This is a genomic window from Delftia sp. CH05 (genome assembly GCF_009827015.1).
GTDB classification, from domain to species: domain Bacteria; phylum Pseudomonadota; class Gammaproteobacteria; order Burkholderiales; family Burkholderiaceae_C; genus Comamonas; species Comamonas tsuruhatensis.
This window is the reverse complement of the sequence record NZ_WUMG01000015.1, coordinates 119,803-138,239: the sequence shown is the minus strand read 5'-3', so window position 1 is coordinate 138,239 and position 18,437 is coordinate 119,803. Positions and strand designations below refer to the sequence as shown.

Genomic DNA, 18,437 nt, shown 5'->3' with positions numbered 1-18,437 from the left:
GTGTGCGATGGCTGCGGCCATCGGCCCAGTCTTCACCGCGCCCAAGCAGGTCGCGCACATGCGAGCGCGCCAGCCCCATCGTCCGGCAAACCGTCTTCACTGGTCGTCCCCGGGCAACAAGGGCGAGCGCGCAATCCACTTTTTTTCTGCGGCGTACTCCACGGCTTCCTTGAGGATTTCGTTCTCCAAGGTTTTCTTGCCGAGCACGCGCTGCAGCTTGGCGATTTCCGCGCGGGCAGCAGCCAGTTCGGATGCGGGCACGACTGCCTCGCCAGCGGAGACGGCGGTCAAAGCCCCCTGGCGTTCGAGCTTGCGCCACTGGAACAGCAGTCCAGCCGAAACGCCTTCCTGCCGAGCGACCAATGACACGCTAATGCCTGGTTCGTAGATTCGGCGCACCAGCGCCGCCTTCTCTGCGAGATACCAGCGCCTGCGGCGCTGGTCCTTCACGACTACCTCTATTGACTCCGTATGCCTAGTCATATGCACAGTCCTGTTCCTATCTTCAAAGATAAGCGATAGGACGGGGCCGGGGAATCAGGGGTCTATTTCATCTGCGGCTCATGATGGAGGCCACGGTGACTTGTGTTGCTCGCTACCGTGCGCTTCGGGTCCGTAGGCTTTCGCCAGCGTATGCATCGATATCCTTTCGTCGCTGAGGACAGCGGCTGCATCGCGCAGCCGCTGCCAGATCGGAATCGTCACCGGACCTCCGCCGCGGCCTGCTCGCCGCGCGTCTTCCACAGCGAGACGAGAACGCCACCTGCGATTAGCCCGAAGGTCACGCTTAACGAGATCATTGCCGGGATCTTTCCAATGATGCCCACAAGGAAAATCTTGCTGCCAATAAACACAAGCACCAGAGCCAGCGCGTACTTCAGGTACTTGAAGCGATGGATCATCGCCGCCAGCGCAAAGTACAGCGCGCGCAGGCCTAGGATGGCAAAGATGTTGCTGGTGTAGACGATGAACGGGTCAGTCGTGATCGCGAAAATCGCCGGCACCGAGTCGACCGCAAAGATCAGATCGACAAACTCTACCAGCACCAGGGCGAGAAACAGTGGGGTCGCGAAGCGCTCAAGCCGGCCAGTTTCGGGATCCTTTATACGTACCCAGAAGGCGTTGCCGCGCAGGCCGTCGGTAACGCGTATATGCCGCTTCAGGAACTTCAGCAGCGGGTTGTTCGCGATGTCGGGCATGTGGTCGGCAATGATCCACATCTTGATGCCCGTGAAGATCAGGAATGCACCGAACAAGTACAGAACCCAGCTGAACTGACTGACCAGCGTTGCGCCCAGAGCGATCATGATGGCGCGCAGCACGATCACGCCCAAGATGCCCCAAAACAGCACACGGTGCTGGTACTGCCGCGGGATCGCGAAGAAGCTGAAGATCAGCGCAATCACAAACACGTTGTCCATCGACAGCGACTTCTCGATCATGAAGCCGGTGTAGTAGTCCATGCCGCTCTGAGCTCCCAGGTACCACCACACCCAGGCACCGAAGACCAGCGCTACGCTGATGTAGCCGGCCGACAGCAGCAGGCTCTCGCGCACGCCGATCTCCTGATCGTCCTTGTGCAGCACACCTAGGTCGAATGCCAGCAGCGCTACGACGATACCGACGAAGGTCAGCCAGACCCATACCGGCTTGCCCATGAAGTCGGACGTGAGGAAGGGAGTGATAAGTTCCATTTTGCTCTTTCAGTGAACGACGGTCTGATGCATTGGTGAAGGTGTAATGGAATGTCTGGAGTTTAGGGATGGTCTTCGTTTGAACAAACCAGAGTTATTCGCACCTAAGATTCGGTTTTTCCGCACTGGAGCACGCATGCTGAACTACCGCCATCTGCATTACTTCTGGGTTGTGGCCAAAGCAGGTGGCTTCGCCAGGGCAGCCGAGCGGCTCGACATGGCAGTGCAGACCATCAGCGCTCAGGTACGCGAGTTGGAGAAGGCATTGGGTCAAGAGCTGCTCAAACCCTCGGGCCGTGGCGTGGCGCTCACTGAAGCGGGCCAGGCCGCCTTCGCACGCGCCGAGGAGATCTTCCAGCTTGGCCAGGTCATTCCTGACGAGGTGCGTGAAGCGGCTAACGGCAAGGTGGCGCGTCTCGCGGTGGGATTCTCCGACGGCATCTCCAAGCTCGCCGCCCACGCGCTGCTGGAGCCGGTGCTGACAACCACCAACCTTCGCCTCGTCTGTCACGAAGGCGAATTCGAACAACTGCTGGGTGAGCTCGCGTTGCACCACCTGGACTTGGTGCTTGCCGGGCAGGCCGCACCACGTAACCCCAATTTGCGCTTGTCTAGCGAACGGCTGGTAGATGCGCCGGTCGAATGGTATGGTCCCGCGAGCATTGTGGGCAAAACCGAGCGCGATGGGTTTCCGTACAGCCTGAATGACCTACCCGTGCTGCTTCCGACCGGTCACTCGGCCTTGCGCACGACGCTGGAGCACTGGTTCATGACCCAGGGCCTGCGACCGCGCATCGTTGGAGAGTTCGAGGACAGCGCACTGCTCGCTGTCTTCGCTGCGCGAGGGCTGGGCGTGTTCCCGGTTAGCCGCCTGGGCGCCGGCGGCATCGGTGTGATGCGGGGCCTGAGACTGTTGGGAAGCGCCGATGGCGTGAAGGAAGAGATCCACGCCATTCGCTCTCGGCGCGGCCAGCATCATCCGCTGGTGCAGAAAATTATGGGCGCCGCGGCGACCGGAGTCGCCGGCTGAATCGCTGCCGGATCGGGCGACAGGTCGGTACGCGTCGGCGTAACGGGCTCGGGCTGGCTGAAGCCCCAGCGCCTCGTCCAGGCCGACTCACCACCTCCTGCACAACGCTTGGATTCATGCGCTCGCCAGTTGCTGCCGGGCGAGGCGTTCCGCCCGTTCTCGGCCACGGTCTACTTTCCGACCTTGCTGATTTATTGGCCGGGACTGCCCAAGTCACGCACCGTGCGTGACTTGGTTGCCAGTCTGCTGAGTGCGCGCAACGCCTGAGCAGACAGCCTGGGAAAGTCGCACGCAGACTACGCCATCACCACTTCACGTTGAGCGACACAAAGGCCGAGCGGCCCGCGCCAGGCGAGTACATGGGCTGGGCGCTGTCAGCGGGCCAGAAGAAATTGTCCCACCACACGTAGGCGAACTTGCGGTTGGCGAGGTTCTTCACCTGCAGGTCCACGCTCACGGTTTTGGAGAGGGCATAACGTGCATTGAAGTCCAGCAGCACAAAGCTGCCGAACTTGCCCTGGGCGTTGAGGTCGTCTATGAAGTAGCTGCCTTGTGCGCGCGCCTGTAGGCCCAGGCGCAGCGCCTCGTTCGCCTGGTAATCCACCCCGGCGTTGGTGATGTGGCGCGGGGTGGCGAACACCTCCTTGCCCGCCAGCGAGGTGCCAGATGCGGTGAACGCACGGCGCACCTTGGCTTCCTGTAGCGAGTGCGAGGCCCACAGCGTGACTGCACTGCCGATGCGGGTGGATGCCTGAAAGTCGATGCCCTTGCGCCGGGTTTCGCCCAGGCTCACGTTGGTGCCGGTGCTGGGCATGTTGGCCACTTCGTCGGTGGCGTCCTGCTGCCACACGGCCACGCGCAGGTCGGTCCGAGGGCTGGGCTTGAACTTTACGCCCAGCTCGGTACCGGTGTTGATGGACGGGGCGAACTTGGCCTGCGTGGCGGAGGTGATGTAGGCTGGTGCGCGTGATCCGGTCAGGATCTGGAAGGTGCGACCCCAGTTGGCATAGACGCTGGTCGCGTCGTTCACGCTGTACACCATGCTGAGCTTAGGCTGCTTTATCCAGCCGTAGTCCTGCAGCGGGCCGGTGGTGCCGCTGGGGCTCAGGGCGGTACGGCCAGAGAACTTGTCCAGGCGCAGGCCCGGAATGATCTTGAGCTGGTCGGTTGCATTGAAGATGGCCTGCACATACGCGCCCACGTTGTTCAGCGTGTAGCGGTCGTCGTTGGAGGTGTGCGTGGGGTTGCTGAACTGCGTAGGCACCGCATAGGCGTAGCGGTAGCGCTGGTACAGGTTCTTCTGGCGTTCTATCTGGAGGCCGCCGTCCACCGTGAGCGTATCGCTGGCGCGCCAGGTGACGGTGCTCATCAGGCCAGTCTGGTCTTCGTCCCACACGCGGCGCTGGCGTGGCAGGTTGTTCAGGCTGGCAGCAGCGCTGTTGGTGAAGGTGACGCGGCGGTCATCGTCGTAGTGGTTGAAGTAGAGCTTGTTGCTCATGAACAGCGCGGGGGTGGCCTGCCAGTCCAGGTGCAGGCTAAGGTGCTGCATCTGGCGGTCGTCGCCGTCGTTGGCGTTGTGGGCGCCGGTTTGCTTGCGGTTCTGGGCCATCTCGGTGGCGGTCATGAAGCCGGGCTCTTCGGCTTTGTGCGAGTACAGCCGGGCCACGGCACCGACTTTCAGCGTCCTGTCTGCAGAGGTCAGGAACCATTTACCGCCCAGCGCGTACTTTTCAGAGTCGGAATGCGCGCGGTGCCCGTCTGAGCCCTGGTGGGCAATGAAGTAGTTTTGCGCAAAGCCGTCAGACTCCCGCCCCAGGGCGACTTGCACTTCGCGAGTGGCGTGGCTGCCCACGGTCACGCGGCCATCGCTGTAGTTGCCGCCCTGACGCGTGCCAAAGTTGATGCTGCCGCCAATGTTGTGCAGGCCGTAGCGCGGGTCGTTGGTGCCGCGCACCACTTCGATAAAGTCCAGTTCCAGCGGGAAAATCATGTCGATGAAGCGCTGGTTGCCGCTGTTGACGTTGCTGGGGATGCCGTCGATCAGAACCTTGATGCCGTTTATATAGCCCTCGCCGTTGAAGGCGCGGAACGTGGCCTTACCAGACTCTGCCCCCATGCGGGTTTCGGTGAGCTGGATGCCGGGCAGCTGGCCCAGCAGCTCCCAGCTTTGCATCACGTTTTTGTCCTCGATCTTGTCGGCTCCCAGGATGTCGACTGAGGTGAGCAGGCTGGTGGGTGGCAGGGCACCGCCGGTGCCCGAGTACACGGGCACTTCGCCCAGAACAATGACGGAATCGCCTGCGGCGTGGGCAGTGGCGTGCAGACAGGCAAGGGTGGCCGCCAGCACGACAGGCAGCATTTTGGAAGGAAGCGACACAGAAAAACTCCTGAGGCCACAGGCCCCATGCAATGAATCAAAAAACCGGATACACCCGCAGGCTGCGCCGCTTTGGAGCGGTGCTGGCACGGGCCAAGGCGCCGCTGCTGCGTGGTACGCAGCGGGCGCAGTCAGGGTCAGACGTTCAAGTGGGGGGGCGGAGCGCGGGGTGCGGGCGTGAGCCAGCCGGGCGATGCGTGGTCAGAGCGCGTGGCCGCGCCGGGCGGTCCAAGCTGGCGGGCTGCCGCCAGTACAACGCCGAACGTGGCGGCGGTTGCCGCGTGCTGGTGACCGAAAAGATGCTGGCACACCACACAGGCGTCTGCCCTGTGGGCGTCATCGTGATCACCCGTGGCAGCCAGTGTGATTGCAGCCGCTGCATCAGCATCGTTGTAACCGGCATAGCGCACGGGTACCGACTCGAGGCCGGGTTCTGCAAGGTGGGCCAGCTGGTGCGCCCACGGAAGCACCGCTGTGCTGCACAGGGCCAGCCACAGCAGCCCTATGAAACGGTGAATCCAGGCGCAACGCATGGGCGGCAATGATACCGGCGCGTAGCCCCGATGCGAGGGCATTGGCTGCGTCAGAGGGGGTAGCAGGGCACCTTTTGCACCAGCATGGGTGCCTGCGCTAGGGTGGGGATGCCACCACTGGGCTGCTGCCGGTTTCAAAGACACCTTGTAAGGTGGAAGATGAAACCGGAGGTGGTTTATAGGAACAAAACGGCAGTTCAGCCGGGAATTCAAGGGCGAAGCGGTCAAGCTGGTGACCGAGTGAGGGGTTGCAGTGGCGCAAGCGGCGCGCGACCTGGATATAAGTGGCTTCTACGCCTGGTTGGTGAGGCCACGCAGCCAGAGTGATGAGCGGTGAGGTGCGCAAATACGGCCAAGCTAGGTGCCGAAAGCAGCCATTGGTGAAATTTTGCTTCCCCCTGTGAATTCAACCGGTCATTGCTGCATGTACGCCTGCTCGAACCACACGAAATGCTCACCCAACAAAAAAGGGCAGGCGTCAAGCCTTTCGCGCAATTCACGTAGGGCTTGAAACCTTATACGAGGCAATAGGTTAGCCCTGTTTCGTGCCGCCTGCTGTGATACGGCGTTGTGGGCTAGGAGCCACATAAGAGCTTGGAGAAAGCAAGCCGGATCGCGCTGTGGCGGTGAAGACTGCCGAAGAATAACGGACTTGTTTCATCGTCAAAGTCCATTCCACCGCCCCCTATCCAGAACAAAGAACGCGCAGCTTGGGGCTGCGCGTTCGAGGGATGACCGCCGGCGAAAACCCGCATCGTCAGCTTGGCTTTGGAAGCTCGGCCCTGCCCGCGCCCCCCTTCCTGAATCCCGGTCGTCAGCGATAGACGCCCCCAGCATGTGCGGGATCAGCGTCACGGCAATGTTGATAGTCCACCGCTTAATGTGCAAGCAGCTGTGCAGCACTCTGCGGCGTCTGTAGGCTGACGCCGATTGGAGGGCTCACTCATCTCCTTGACTCCGAGATCCTCGCTCGCAGCCCCGCGGAACATCCACGAGCCCCCACCGGAAGAAGTAGAGTTGGCAAGCCGCTCCGAAATCTCCGGGCTACTTCGGCATGGGCCCCAGCTTGACGCCATCCGGGTAGTACTTCCAACCATCCCGGATCTTCACCTTGTCATCCCAGGGCAGCTTGTACTGGCCGTTAGCCAGGTCTTCCACCCATGTCAGGTAGTTGGCCCTCTCGCCGCCTGGCTTGCCGACATAGGCGCGGCAACCCAGGTTGAAGATGTTGTTCTCCAAGGCCCAGTGCTCACGGGCCTTGTCCACGAGGCGCGGGAATAGCTCGGCTGTGACGATCTCCCACGGGTTGCGATGGCCTTGCTGAACCACGTTGCCATCGTAGTTGCAGACCGTACCTTCGCCGAAGTAGTAGAAGACTCCGTCGTAGCCCGCGAGGTTCACCGCCAGGGTGTACATCAGGTTCTGCCAGGCATTGGTGCGGTTGGTCCAGATCCACTGGTCGTTGACTTGGGTCGAGTAGCCCGAGATGCGAATGTAGACATTGGCACCCTTGTAGGCCGCCTCGCGTGCCAGCTCGGGGAACATTCCGTCGTGGCAAATGCACACGGCCAGCTTTGCTCCCTTGGGACCATCACACACCGGCATGCCGAAGTTGCCTGGCGACCAGGGTTCAATGGGAACCCACGGCTGCAGCTTGCGATAGTGCAGTGCCAGCTCACCGTCCGCATTGATGATGATCGCGGTGTTGTAGGGGGGGTTGCTGGGATCTTCGTTGGGCTCCATCACCGAGAACACGCCCCATACGTTCGCTTGCTTGCAGGCTTGTTTGAAGCGCCCGACTTCGGGGCTGTCGACGGACAACAGCATCTCATCGTAGGTCCAGATTGCAGTGTTGAGCCCTTGCGTCGAGTATTCGGGGAACACGATCAGGTCAAGGTCCGGATAGCCAGCCTTCGTGCTGGCCACCGTGCGGCAGATCTGGTCAACCTGCACCTGAATGTCCTCAGGGCCTTTGATGACGGGAACAGGGTATTGAATCATTGCGACGAGCAATGCTTCATCCCATGCGCTGACGCTTCCTGTGCTTGCCATGGCTGTATCTCACTTTCTGCAAATGGACCCTTTGACGACAGGGCCAAAGTCGTGGAGCCGAGTTTTGCAAAACACGCATCAGTGCTGAATACGTTGCCTAGCGTATTCACGGAAAGCGAATGTTATGTTATAACATTACTTGAAACTTTCAGGAGTCACTGTGGAATTGACCGCCAACCAGCAACGTGTCCTTTCGACGCTGAAACAGGCTCAAGCCCCTCTCAGTGCCTACAACCTGCTCGACCAACTGCGCGGGCAGGGTTTCAGCGCGCCTACCCAGGTGTACAGGGCGCTGGAGCGTTTGATTCAGGACGGGCTGGTGCATCGACTGGAAAGTCTCAATGCCTATGTCAGTTGCACCCGTGCTTCAGGCTGCCAACACGGCCCGACGGCTTTTGCCATTTGCGACAAATGTGGTCATGTCGATGAATTCGTTGACCGCTCACTCGGGCGCAGCTTGGGAGCGTGGGTCAAGGAGAGTGCGTTCTCGCTGCGCGAATCCACCATCGAACTGCGCGGCCTGTGCGGCAAATGCGCCGCGCAACGTTGAGTGCGTCCTGAACCTCGTATTGAAAGACATAAACACGATGAAATCCTTAGCTCCTTCCGCATCCAACAAGCTCCCCGTCACCGTCCTCTCCGGCTTCCTCGGTGCGGGCAAGACCACGTTGCTCAACCACATCCTGAACAACCGTGAGGGTCGGCGAGTCGCGGTCATCGTCAACGACATGAGCGAGGTCAACATTGATGCCACACTGGTGCGCGACGGCGGTGCCGAACTCTCGCGCACAGACGAAAAGCTGGTGGAGATGAGCAACGGCTGCATCTGCTGCACCTTGCGTGAAGATTTGCTGGTGGAGGTGGATCGGCTTGCCAAGGAAGGCCGCTTCGACCAACTCGTGATCGAATCCACCGGCATCTCGGAGCCGCTGCCCGTGGCCGAGACCTTCACCTTTGCGGGCGAGGATGGCCGCAGCCTGGGCGACGTGGCTCGGCTCGACACGATGGTGACGGTGGTCGACGCTTTCAACTTCCTGCGCGACTACAGCTCGCGCGACAGCATTCGCTCACGCGGCGAGTCGCTGGGCGAGGAAGACCAGCGCACGGTGGTGGATTTGCTGATCGACCAGATCGAGTTCTGTGACGTGATCGTGCTCAACAAGACCGACCTCATCACGGACGAAGAGCGCGAGCGGCTGATGGCGATCCTGCGCAGCCTCAATCCACGCGCACGAATCGAGATTGCGGCGTTCGGCCAAGTGCGGCTTGAGCGCGTGCTGGATACCGGCCTGTTCGACTTTGACGAAGCTTCCAAGGCGCCCGGCTGGCTGCAAGAACTGCGCGGCACGCACACGCCGGAGACCGAGGAATACGGCATCCGCAATTTCGTCTATCGGGCACGCAGGCCATTTCATCCGCAGCGCTTCTTCGATTGGGTGGAAAGCGAATGGCCCGGCGTGGTGCGCTCCAAGGGCTTCTTCTGGTTGGCCAGCGATCCGACGCTGGCGGGCAACTGGTCGCAGGCGGGTGCGGTGGCCCGGCACGGCCCTGCTGGCTACTGGTGGGCTGCGGTGCCGCAGGAACGCTGGCCGCAAGACCCCGAATCCGTCACTCTGATCCGCACCAAGTGGGACGAGCGTGTGGGCGATGCCCGACAGGAGCTGGTGCTGATCGGCATGGACATGGACGAAGCGGCGTTGCGCGCACGCTTCGATGCCTGTCTGCTGACCGACGAAGAAATGGCCCAAGGCCCGAAGGCGTGGACGACTTGGCACAACCCGTTCCCCGACTGGCACTGACTTGACCGTGCTCCCCATGCTCTGAACCGGGTGGGGGCGCACCCCCACTGGATTTTGAGCATGAATGCAGCGCTTCCCGACGTTTCACTGACCGACATTGCCCCCAGCCTCAGTCCGCTGGCATGGGTCGGCATGCAGGGCATCGATCTTCCCATCACGGTGGCAGAGCCGCACTGCCGGCGCGAACTGCATGCGCGCGCCGATGTGCAGGTCGATTTGCCGGCCCCACATGTCAAGGGCATCCACATGTCCCGCCTGTACCGGTTGCTCGACGCCTTGGGGCAGGGAGAGACGCTGTCGCCTGCAGGCCTGCGACATCTGCTGCTGGCCATGATCGACAGCCATCAGGACTGCGAGACCCGCAGTGCGCGGCTGCGCCTGAAGTTCGCGCTGCTGGTTCGGCGTCCGGCTCTGGTCACGCGGGGGCTGTCTGGATGGAAGTCCTATCCCGTTTGTATGGATGCGTCGCTCATCCATGGCACGTTCAAGTGCCGCGTGCAGGTCACGGCGGGCTATTCATCGACCTGCCCCTGCTCGGCGGCGTTGTCGCGGCAGATCATCGAACAGAGCTTTCTGAAAGCCTTCGGCCGGCAGCCCAAAGTGGAGAAGGCCGACGTGGCGGCCTGGCTGCATCAGCATGCCACGCTGGCCACTCCCCACAGTCAACGCAGCGAGGCCGAAGTCGCTGTAGATGTGAATGGCGACGGCGACACACTCGGTCTGCTGGCACTAATCGACCGCATCGAGCAGGCCGTGGGTACGCCCGTTCAAACGGCGGTCAAGCGAGCCGACGAGCAGGCGTTCGCGGCACTCAACGGCCAGAACCTGATGTTCGTCGAAGACGCGGCACGGCGTATCGAGGCTGCATTGAGCTGCCACGCCAATCCCCGCGTCCATGTCCGACACCTGGAGAGCCTGCACCCGCACGATGCAGTGGCCTGGGCGGCTCCGATGCCTGAAGGAGTTCGCGGATGACCACCGAATCCGGACCCAGCCTGATCCCCGTCACTCTGCTGACGGGGTTCCTTGGCAGCGGCAAGACCACCGTGCTCAACCACCTGGTGCGCCAACCTGAGCTGGCCGATGCACTGGTCATCATCAACGAGTTCGGCGAAATGGCGCTTGACCACCTGCTGGTCGCCCACAGCACCGAAAACCTGGTGATGGAAATGAGCAGCGGTTGCCTGTGTTGCTCCATCCGCGGCGATCTGGTCAAAACCCTGCGCGACATCACCTGGCGCTTCTCGCGTAACGGCCAGCGGCAGTTTCGCCGCGTGCTGATCGAGACCACCGGCCTGGCCGATCCGTCACCGATCATCCACACGCTGATGACCCATCCGCAGATCGCGCCGAAGTACCGGCTCGATGGCATCGTCACGACCGTGGACATGGCCACAGGCATGCACACCCTCGACCAGCACCCGGAAGCCGTCAAGCAGGCGGCCGTGGCCGACGCGCTGCTGCTGACCAAGGTCGATCTGGTCTCGGACGAGCAGCGCCAAGCGCTGCTGCGCCGGCTCGACAGAATCAACCCGGCCGCCCCGCGCTGGGAGGTACGGGGCGGCGAAATCGCACCGCAGAAGGTGCTGAATCTCGGACTGTTCTCTGCGGACGGCAAGACCCCCGACGTGGTGCGCTGGCTGCGAGAGGAAGCCTATGCGCCGGCGCATGAACACGCACACGATCACCACAAGCACGAACATCAGAGCCACGACCACACCGCGCACGAGTCGCACGGCCATCATGAGCACGATGACGGTCACGCGCACGACCATCACGACGTGAACCGCCACGATGACCACATCCGCGCGTTCTGCTTCCACGTCGATGACCCGATACCCGACGAGGTACTGACCAACTGGCTCGAACTGCTCATGGCCTTCGTGGGCAGCAACATCCTTCGCGTGAAAGGCATCCTCAACGTGGAGGGCAGCGCGCAGCCGATCGTCGTGCATGGCGTGCAGCACATCTTCCATCCGCCCGTGCCATTGCCCGCCTGGCCGAGCGAAGACCGCCGCTCGCGCCTGGTCTTCATCACCCAGGACGTTGACCGGGAGGTGGTTGAGCGCACGTTCGAGGCGCTGAGGCAGGCGCTGCCACAAGCGGGAGAGCCGACCGCATGAACCCGCCCATCCAGCTTTACAACACGCTCGTGCGCAAGAAAGAACCCTTGCACACCGGGCAGCCCGACCGGGTGACGATGTACGTGTGCGGCCCCACGGTCTACAACTTCGCCCACATCGGCAACGCGCGGCCTGCCGTGGTGTTCGACGTGCTGGCCCGGCTGCTCCGGCAGGACTACCGCGAGGTGGTCTATGCCCGCAACTTCACTGACGTGGACGACAAGATCAACGCGGCGGCGGCCACCGATGGGGTGCCCATCGGCACCATCACCGGCCGCTACATCGACGCTTACCACGAGGATATGCGGGCGCTGGGGGTGCTGACACCCGACCTGGAGCCGCGCGTCACCGAGCACATTCCCGCGATCATCGACCTGATCCGGAAACTGATGGCGCGGGGCCACGCCTACGCCGAACAAGGGCATGTGCTGTTCCATGTGCCGTCGTATCCGGCCTATGGGCAGCTCTCGGGGCGGCGCACTGAGGACATGCTGGCCGGCGCCCGCGTGGAGGTGGCGCCCTACAAGCGCGATCCGATGGACTTCGTTCTCTGGAAGCCCTCGATGCCGGAGCAGCCCGGCTGGGACAGCCCCTGGGGCCGGGGCCGCCCTGGCTGGCATATCGAATGCTCGGCCATGATCGGCCAACACCTGGGCCACACCATCGACATCCACGGCGGCGGGCAGGATCTGATCTTTCCGCACCACGAGAACGAAGTCGCCCAGGGCACCTGCGCCCACGGCGCGCTCTACTGCCGCACCTGGGTACACAACAGCTTCGTCACGGTGGAAGGGCAAAAGATGTCCAAGTCGCTGGGCAACGTGCTGCTGGTGCGAGACTTGCTGCAACAGGCGCCAGGCGAAGCCATCCGCCTGGCGCTGCTGTCCACCCACTACCGCCGGCCGCTGGACTGGGGCGCCCAACGCCTGGCGGCGGCGCGACAGGCGCTGACGCGCTTCTATGCCAGCCTGGCGAAAGTCGAACACGTTTCTGCGTTGGCAGACACCACCCCCGATGCACAGGTGCTGGAGGCACTGCGCAACGACCTCAATGTCCCTGGGGCACTGACCCGCCTGCACGCGCTGCGCACGAAGCTTGACGAAGCGGCGACGGACACGGCGCGGGCACAGGCCAAGTCGCGCCTGCTGGCTTCAGCCGGTGTGATCGGCTTGTTGCAGCAGACTCCGAGCATGGCAATGGAGGCGCTTGCGCCATCGGACTGGGCGCGGACGGTCAATGCCCACCGTGTCCGAGAACTGTTGGACGAGCGCCAGCAAGCACGGGAGCGCCGGGAATTTGCCCGCGCCGATGCGCTGCGGGGCGAACTGGAGGCAGCCGGCTTCATCGTGGAAGACACGCTTAAAGGCATGGTGGTTCGCCCCAAAGGAAAGGAACTGGCATGACGCGCTGGCCTGCCCGCATGCTGGTGCTGCTGGTACGCGGCTACCAGTTGTTCATCAGCCCGATGCTCGGCCCGCGCTGCCGGTTCCACCCCACTTGCTCGCAGTACGCCGTCGAAGCCTTGCAAACGCATGGGGCCGTCAAGGGAGGTTGGCTGGCACTGCGGCGCGTGCTGCGCTGCCATCCGCTGCACCCAGGCGGGCATGACCCCGTGCCACCCGCCCAACCAACAACATCACAGCCCAACCCACCATGATCCGCAAGAACCCACGCGGCGACCTGCCACAGATTCATCCCAGCGCCTTCGTCGATCCGACCGCCATCCTGTGCGGCCTCGTGGTCGTCGAGGAAAACGTGTTCATCGGCCCTTATGCGGTCATCCGTGCGGATGAGATGGATGCCGATGGGCACATCGACCCCATCGTGATCGGTGCCCACTCCAACATCCAGGACGGCGTGGTGATCCATTCCAAGTCCGGTGCCAGCGTGCGCATCGGGCAGCGCACTTCCATTGCCCATCGCGCCATCGTGCATGGCCCCTGCGCCATCGGCAACGGCGTCTTCATCGGCTTCAACAGCGTGCTGTTCAACTGCAAGGTCGATGACGGCTGCGTGGTTCGCTACAACGCCGTGGTCGATGGTGTGCATCTGCCTGCGGGCTTCTATGTGCGCTCGACCGAGCGCATTGGCCCGGACACTGATCTTCCCTTGCTGCCGCAAGTGCCTGCCGCCGCCAGCGAGTTCTCCGAAGACGTGGCGCGCACCAACAACGAGCTGGTACTTGGCTACAAGGCCATCCAGAACGAGTTCTAACCATTCAGAAAAAAGGACAGCATCCATGTCTCAACCTCAGAGTGCCCTTGTGGTCAGTGCCCATTCCGCCGACTTCGTATGGCGCGCGGGCGGTGCCATCGCCAGCCATGCCAAACAGGGGTGGAAGGTCAAGATCGTCTGCCTGTCCTATGGCGAACGGGGCGAATCGGCCAAGCTCTGGCGCCAGTCCGGCATGACACTGGAGAAGGTCAAGGCCGCGCGCCGGGACGAAGCGCAGCGCGCCGCCGATATCCTCGGCGGTGAGGTGGAGTTTTGGGACATTGGCGACTATCCGATGCGCGTGAACGACGACACCTTGTTCCGTCTGGTTGACCTGTACCGCACGCTGCAACCAGCCTTCGTGTTGAGCCATTCGGTCAAAGACCCCTACAACTTCGATCACCCGCTGGCCATGCACGTGACCCAGGAGGCGCGTGTCATCGCCCAGGCCGAAGGCCACAACCCAGGCCAAAAGATTCTTGGCGCACCGCCTGTCTATGCATTCGAGCCTCACCAGCCTGAGCAATGCGGCTGGGAGCCGAACACCCTCCTGGACATCACCGACGTGTGGGACACCAAGCGCCGCGCCATCGAGTGCATGGCCGGGCAGGAACACCTGTGGCACTACTACACGCGCGTGGCCCAGCAACGCGGCGTGCAAGCCAAGCGCAACATCGGCATCACGGCAGCGCGCAACATCGAGTATGCCGAGGGCTTCATGCGCCTAACGCCTTCGGTGGTGGAGGCGCTATGAATGCGCTCCCGGGCTCCGCTTCCGCCTCTGTGGTGGTCACGCTGCCGGATGGCAGCCGCCGTACATTGGGTCATCCGGTTTCCGTGCTGGGGGTAGCACAGGCCATCAGCTCTGGTCTGGCCAGGAACACCGTGGCGGGCAAGCTCGATGGGCGGCTCGTCGATGCGTGCGACCTGATAGCCCAAGATGCGACCTTGCAGATCATCACACCCCAGGATGAGGAAGGGCTGGAAATCATACGGCACTCCTGCGCGCACCTGGTCGGCCATGCCGTCAAGCAGCTCTACCCAAGCGCGAAGATGGTCATCGGTCCGGTCATCGAAGACGGCTTCTACTACGACATCGCCTACCAACGTCCCTTCACGCCTGAAGACCTAGCCGCCATAGAAGCGCGCATGAAGGAACTGATCGCGCAGAACTACGACGTCATCAAGCGCGTGCTGCCGCGCTATGAGGTCATGGAGATATTCAGGCGGCGCGGCGAGGACTACAAGCTGCGGCTGATCAAGGACATGCCGGACGAACAGCAAATGGGCATGTATTTCCACCAGGAATACGTGGACATGTGCCGTGGGCCGCATGTGCCCAATACACGCTTTCTCAAGGCGTTCAAGCTCACCAAGCTGGCCGGCGCCTACTGGCGCGGCGATGCCAGGAACGAACAGCTCCAGCGCATCTACGGCACGGCCTGGGCCGACAGGAAGCAGCTCGATGCCTATCTCCAGCGGATCGAAGAGGCCGAGAAGCGCGACCACCGCAAGCTGGGCCGCGAACTGGATCTGTTCCATTTCCAGGAAGATGCGCCCGGTGCCGTGTTCTGGCATCCGCGCGGTTGGGCCGTTTTCCAGGAGTTGATCGCCTACATGCGCCGCCGCCAGCAGGACGCGGGCTATGTGGAGGTGAATTCGCCCGACGTGATGGATCGCAGCCTGTGGGAAATCTCCGGCCACTGGCAGAACTACCGTGACCACATGTTCACCACCGAGACCGAGGATGGCCGCGCCCTCGCGCTCAAGCCCATGAACTGTCCCGGCAGCGTACTGCTGTATCGCCACGGCCTCAAAAGCTACCGCGACCTACCAATCCGCATGGGCGAGTTCGGCAAGGTGCATCGCTACGAACCTTCCGGCGCGCTGCACGGACTGCTGCGTGTGCGCCACTTCACGCAGGACGACGCCCACATCTACTGCACACCGCAGCAGATGGACACCGAGTGCCGCGAGGTCGTGGCCCTGGTGCTCGATATCTACCGTCAGTTCGGCTTCGAGGATGTGCGCATCAAGCTCTCGACCCGGCCCGAGAACCGCATGGGCGATGAGGCGACGTGGGACTTGCTCGAAGGCGCGCTGGTTCGGGCGCTGGACGGCATGGGGCTGGCCTACCGCCTCAATCCAGGCGAAGGCGCCTTCTACGGCCCCAAGCTCGAATTCGTGCTGCGTGATGCCATCGGCCGCGACTGGCAGTGCGGAACCCTCCAGGTGGACATGAACCTGCCTGAACGCTTCGGCATCGAATATGTCGATGAAGACGGCCAGCGCAAGCGCCCGGTCATGCTGCACCGTGCATTGTTCGGTTCGCTGGAGCGTTTTACCGGCATTCTGATCGAGCACCACGCGGGCAAGCTCCCGGCCTGGTTGGCACCGATGCAGGTGATGGTGTTGTCGATCACCGAGGAGCATGCCACCTACGTGCAGGATGTTGCGCAGCTTCTGCGAGGTGCAGGGCTGCGCTGCGAAGCCGATGTGCGCAACGAGAAGATTAGCTACAAGATCCGCGAGCAGACTTTGCAGCGTATCCCCTTTCTGCTGGTCGCCGGGGCCAAGGAGCGCGACACAGGCTCCATTGCCATCCGCAGCCGGGACGGGCAAGACCTGGGCGTGTTGCCCTTGATGGATGCCGTGGCACTGTTGCTGCGGGAGTCGCAAGCGCCGGACACCGCTGCACGTAGCGAGGCGCAACGCCGCTTGTGCGCTCGTTTGAACAGGAGGCACACATCAAGCGAGGCTGCGGCCAATGCGCTGGAGGCCGTCTCATGAACGGCACCAGCCACGCTATCACGCCGTCGGCCGGCCGACACGCCGATCTTCTGGTACGGGGTGCAACCGTCATGACGCCCAGCGGGGCCGAGCACATCGACGTGGCCTGCGCGCACGGCCAGATCGTTGCGCTGGGCGATCTTTGCGGTACATGGAGTGCCGAGACCACACTGGACGCCACTGGCCTGCACGTGCTGCCCGGCGTCATCGACAGCCAGGTGCATTTCCGTGAACCGGGCCTGATGCACAAGGAAAACCTGGAGGCAGGCACGCGCGGCGCGGTGCTGGGCGGCGTCACCGCCATTTTCGAGATGCCGAACACGGCCCCGCTGACCTTGAGCGCGGCTGACCTGCAAGCCAAGCTGGATGCCGCCCGTGGCCGCGCATGGTGCGATCACGCTTTCTATGTTGGCGGCTCTGCCGTGAATGCGGAGCAACTGGCCAAATTGGAGAAACTACCGGGCTGCGCTGGCGTCAAGGTCTTCATGGGCAGTTCCTTTGGCGACCTGCTGGCGGATGACGATGAAGTGCTGCGCCGCATCCTGCGTCATGGACTCAGGCGACTGGCCGTGCATGCCGAGGACGAAGCCCGGCTGCGCGAGCGCAAACACATCGCCGTGGACAGCGCGGACGTGCGCCAGCACCTCGTCTGGCGCGATGTGGACAGCGCGTTGATGGCGACACAGCGCATCGTGCGGCTGGCCGAGGAATGTGGGCGGCGCCTGCATGTCCTGCATGTCTCCACCGCCGAGGAAATGGCGTTCCTGGCGGGTCGCAAGCATCGTGTCACGGTGGAAGTCACGCCGCACCACCTGAGCTTGCAAGCGCCCGAATGCTATCAACGCCTGGGCAGCCTGGCGCAGATGAATCCGCCCGTGCGTGAACAGCACCATCAGGATGCGCTATGGCAGGCGATCCGCAATGGTCTTGTCGATGTCATCGGCAGCGACCATGCGCCCCACACGCTGGCTGAGAAAGCGCGGCCTTACCCCGAATCTCCCAGCGGGATGACAGGCGTGCAGACGCTGCTGCCCGTGATGCTCGACCATGTGCATGCCGGGCGCTTGAGTCTGCAACGGCTGGTGGATTTGACCAGTGCAGGGCCAGCCCGCATCTTCGGCATCGAGGGCAAGGGACGCATCGCGGTGGGTTACGACGCCGATTTCAGCATCGTCGATTTGCGAGCACGCCGCGTCATCCGCAATGACTGGATCGCCAGCGTCAGCGGCTGGACGCCGTATGACGGCCGGACGGTCACGGGCTGGCCCATTCACACAGTGATTCGAGGTTGCTGTGCCGTTCGGGATGAAGCCCTCACTGGAAAACCGAAAGGCGCGGCAGTTCGGTTTCTGGAATCGCGGTCAAGGGAAACCACTGGAGAAGCATCCTATGCCTGATTCACGCGAACTCAGAAGCCGTGGCCTCAAGGCCACGCTGCCTCGCCTGCAAATTCTCGAACTCTTTCAGAGGACGAAGGTGCGGCATTTGACGGCCGAAGAGGTGTATCGCCTGCTGTTCGAGAGCGGTCACGACGTCGGCTTGGCCACGGTGTACCGCGTGCTCACCCAGTTGCAACAAGCCGGCCTGCTCAAGCAGGCGCACTTCGAGTCAGGCCGGGCCGTCTATGAGCTGGATGACGGCATGCACCACGACCACCTGGTTTGTACTTCCTGTGGCCGTGTGCAGGAATTCCACGACGAGGCCATCGAGCAGCAACAGAAATGGATCGCTGCGGAACATGGATTCAAGGTGGTCGAGCATTCCCACATCCTGTATGGCCGCTGCACGAAGAATCCGTGCGAGCACCGCCGCAGCGATTCTTGAT

At 62.6% G+C, this 18,437-nt stretch carries 16 protein-coding genes and 1 pseudogene; 13 read left to right on the top strand and 4 right to left on the bottom strand.

What is annotated here, in order from left to right; all coding sequences use genetic code 11:
* Both GRX31_RS14580 and GRX31_RS14575 read right to left on the bottom strand, forming a co-directional pair.
* Positions 1–483, bottom strand: a pseudogene (locus tag GRX31_RS14580) (transposase); the annotation flags it as partial.
* 218 nt (positions 484–701) lie between these two features.
* Complete coding sequence (locus GRX31_RS14575; RefSeq protein ID WP_016448441.1) at positions 702–1,694, bottom strand: TerC family protein; 993 nt, start codon at positions 1,692–1,694, stop codon at positions 702–704.
* Between the two features lie 136 nt (positions 1,695–1,830).
* On the opposite strand from GRX31_RS14575, the gene GRX31_RS14570 reads away from it, so the two are divergent.
* Both GRX31_RS14570 and GRX31_RS14565 read left to right on the top strand, forming a co-directional pair.
* Positions 1,831–2,724, top strand: a complete 894-nt coding sequence (locus GRX31_RS14570) for a LysR family transcriptional regulator (RefSeq protein WP_046983776.1) — start codon at positions 1,831–1,833, stop codon at positions 2,722–2,724.
* A gap of 108 nt (positions 2,725–2,832) precedes the next feature.
* The gene (locus GRX31_RS14565) at positions 2,833–2,991 is read left to right on the top strand and encodes a hypothetical protein (protein ID WP_156179831.1); all 159 of its coding nucleotides are present in this window, start codon (positions 2,833–2,835) and stop codon (positions 2,989–2,991) included.
* 37 nt (positions 2,992–3,028) lie between these two features.
* On the opposite strand, the gene GRX31_RS14560 is transcribed toward GRX31_RS14565, so the two are convergent.
* Positions 3,029–5,101, bottom strand: a complete 2,073-nt coding sequence (locus GRX31_RS14560; protein WP_160853277.1) for a TonB-dependent receptor domain-containing protein — start codon at positions 5,099–5,101, stop codon at positions 3,029–3,031.
* Positions 5,102–6,678: 1,577 nt separating this feature from the next.
* Entirely contained in the window at positions 6,679–7,686 is a 1,008-nt protein-coding gene (locus GRX31_RS14555; protein WP_016452734.1) for a formamidase, read from the bottom strand.
* A 160-nt stretch (positions 7,687–7,846) separates the two neighbouring features.
* Here GRX31_RS14555 and GRX31_RS14550 point away from each other — a divergent pair, with 160 nt between their 5' ends.
* From GRX31_RS14550 to fur, 11 genes are read left to right on the top strand one after another with little or no spacing between them, the layout of a single operon-like run.
* The gene (locus tag GRX31_RS14550) at positions 7,847–8,236 is read left to right on the top strand and encodes a Fur family transcriptional regulator (protein ID WP_016452735.1); all 390 of its coding nucleotides are present in this window, start codon (positions 7,847–7,849) and stop codon (positions 8,234–8,236) included.
* A 37-nt stretch (positions 8,237–8,273) separates the two neighbouring features.
* Complete coding sequence (gene zigA, locus GRX31_RS14545) at positions 8,274–9,485, top strand: zinc metallochaperone GTPase ZigA (protein ID WP_016452736.1); 1,212 nt, start codon at positions 8,274–8,276, stop codon at positions 9,483–9,485.
* Positions 9,486–9,545: 60 nt separating this feature from the next.
* Positions 9,546–10,460 (top strand): GTP cyclohydrolase FolE2, encoded by a 915-nt coding sequence (gene folE2, locus GRX31_RS14540; RefSeq protein WP_016452737.1) that lies wholly within the window; start codon positions 9,546–9,548, stop codon positions 10,458–10,460.
* Positions 10,457–11,608 carry a CobW family GTP-binding protein gene (locus GRX31_RS14535; RefSeq protein WP_160853275.1) on the top strand — a complete coding sequence of 384 codons (1,152 nt, stop codon included), beginning with the start codon at positions 10,457–10,459 and terminating at the stop codon, positions 11,606–11,608. The genes folE2 and GRX31_RS14535 overlap by 4 nt, the downstream gene beginning before the upstream one ends.
* Complete coding sequence (cysS, locus tag GRX31_RS14530) at positions 11,605–13,011, top strand: cysteine--tRNA ligase (protein ID WP_016452739.1); 1,407 nt, start codon at positions 11,605–11,607, stop codon at positions 13,009–13,011. The genes GRX31_RS14535 and cysS overlap by 4 nt, the downstream gene beginning before the upstream one ends.
* Entirely contained in the window at positions 13,008–13,265 is a 258-nt protein-coding gene (gene yidD, locus GRX31_RS14525) for a membrane protein insertion efficiency factor YidD (RefSeq protein ID WP_016452740.1), read from the top strand. Before cysS ends, yidD begins: the two co-directional genes overlap by 4 nt.
* A complete protein-coding gene (locus GRX31_RS14520; RefSeq protein ID WP_016452741.1) occupies positions 13,262–13,822 on the top strand; it encodes a gamma carbonic anhydrase family protein in 561 nt (186 codons plus the stop codon). The genes yidD and GRX31_RS14520 overlap by 4 nt, the downstream gene beginning before the upstream one ends.
* 25 nt (positions 13,823–13,847) lie before the next feature.
* A complete protein-coding gene (locus tag GRX31_RS14515) occupies positions 13,848–14,576 on the top strand; it encodes a PIG-L deacetylase family protein (protein WP_016452742.1) in 729 nt (242 codons plus the stop codon).
* On the top strand, positions 14,573–16,612 hold the full coding sequence (gene thrS, locus GRX31_RS14510; RefSeq protein WP_016452743.1) for a threonine--tRNA ligase: 2,040 nt from the start codon (positions 14,573–14,575) through the stop codon (positions 16,610–16,612). Before GRX31_RS14515 ends, thrS begins: the two co-directional genes overlap by 4 nt.
* On the top strand, positions 16,609–18,009 hold the full coding sequence (locus GRX31_RS14505) for a dihydroorotase (RefSeq protein ID WP_016452744.1): 1,401 nt from the start codon (positions 16,609–16,611) through the stop codon (positions 18,007–18,009). Before thrS ends, GRX31_RS14505 begins: the two co-directional genes overlap by 4 nt.
* The gene (gene fur / locus GRX31_RS14500) at positions 18,002–18,436 is read left to right on the top strand and encodes a ferric iron uptake transcriptional regulator (protein WP_016452745.1); all 435 of its coding nucleotides are present in this window, start codon (positions 18,002–18,004) and stop codon (positions 18,434–18,436) included. Before GRX31_RS14505 ends, fur begins: the two co-directional genes overlap by 8 nt.
* Position 18,437 lies beyond the last annotated feature (1 nt).

What these genes read in the sequence shown, in the direction of transcription:
- GRX31_RS14575 (WP_016448441.1), bottom strand. Translation starts at nt 1,694, where the DNA reads ATGGAACTTATCACTCCCTTCCTCACGTCCGACTTCATGGGCAAGCCG.
- GRX31_RS14570 (WP_046983776.1), top strand. Translation starts at nt 1,831, where the DNA reads ATGCTGAACTACCGCCATCTGCATTACTTCTGGGTTGTGGCCAAAGCA.
- GRX31_RS14555 (WP_016452734.1), bottom strand. Translation starts at nt 7,686, where the DNA reads ATGGCAAGCACAGGAAGCGTCAGCGCATGGGATGAAGCATTGCTCGTC.
- zigA (WP_016452736.1), top strand. Translation starts at nt 8,274, where the DNA reads ATGAAATCCTTAGCTCCTTCCGCATCCAACAAGCTCCCCGTCACCGTC.
- folE2 (WP_016452737.1), top strand. Translation starts at nt 9,546, where the DNA reads ATGAATGCAGCGCTTCCCGACGTTTCACTGACCGACATTGCCCCCAGC.
- GRX31_RS14535 (WP_160853275.1), top strand. Translation starts at nt 10,457, where the DNA reads ATGACCACCGAATCCGGACCCAGCCTGATCCCCGTCACTCTGCTGACG.
- cysS (WP_016452739.1), top strand. Translation starts at nt 11,605, where the DNA reads ATGAACCCGCCCATCCAGCTTTACAACACGCTCGTGCGCAAGAAAGAA.
- yidD (WP_016452740.1), top strand. Translation starts at nt 13,008, where the DNA reads ATGACGCGCTGGCCTGCCCGCATGCTGGTGCTGCTGGTACGCGGCTAC.
- GRX31_RS14520 (WP_016452741.1), top strand. Translation starts at nt 13,262, where the DNA reads ATGATCCGCAAGAACCCACGCGGCGACCTGCCACAGATTCATCCCAGC.
- GRX31_RS14515 (WP_016452742.1), top strand. Translation starts at nt 13,848, where the DNA reads ATGTCTCAACCTCAGAGTGCCCTTGTGGTCAGTGCCCATTCCGCCGAC.
- thrS (WP_016452743.1), top strand. Translation starts at nt 14,573, where the DNA reads ATGAATGCGCTCCCGGGCTCCGCTTCCGCCTCTGTGGTGGTCACGCTG.
- GRX31_RS14505 (WP_016452744.1), top strand. Translation starts at nt 16,609, where the DNA reads ATGAACGGCACCAGCCACGCTATCACGCCGTCGGCCGGCCGACACGCC.
- fur (WP_016452745.1), top strand. Translation starts at nt 18,002, where the DNA reads ATGCCTGATTCACGCGAACTCAGAAGCCGTGGCCTCAAGGCCACGCTG.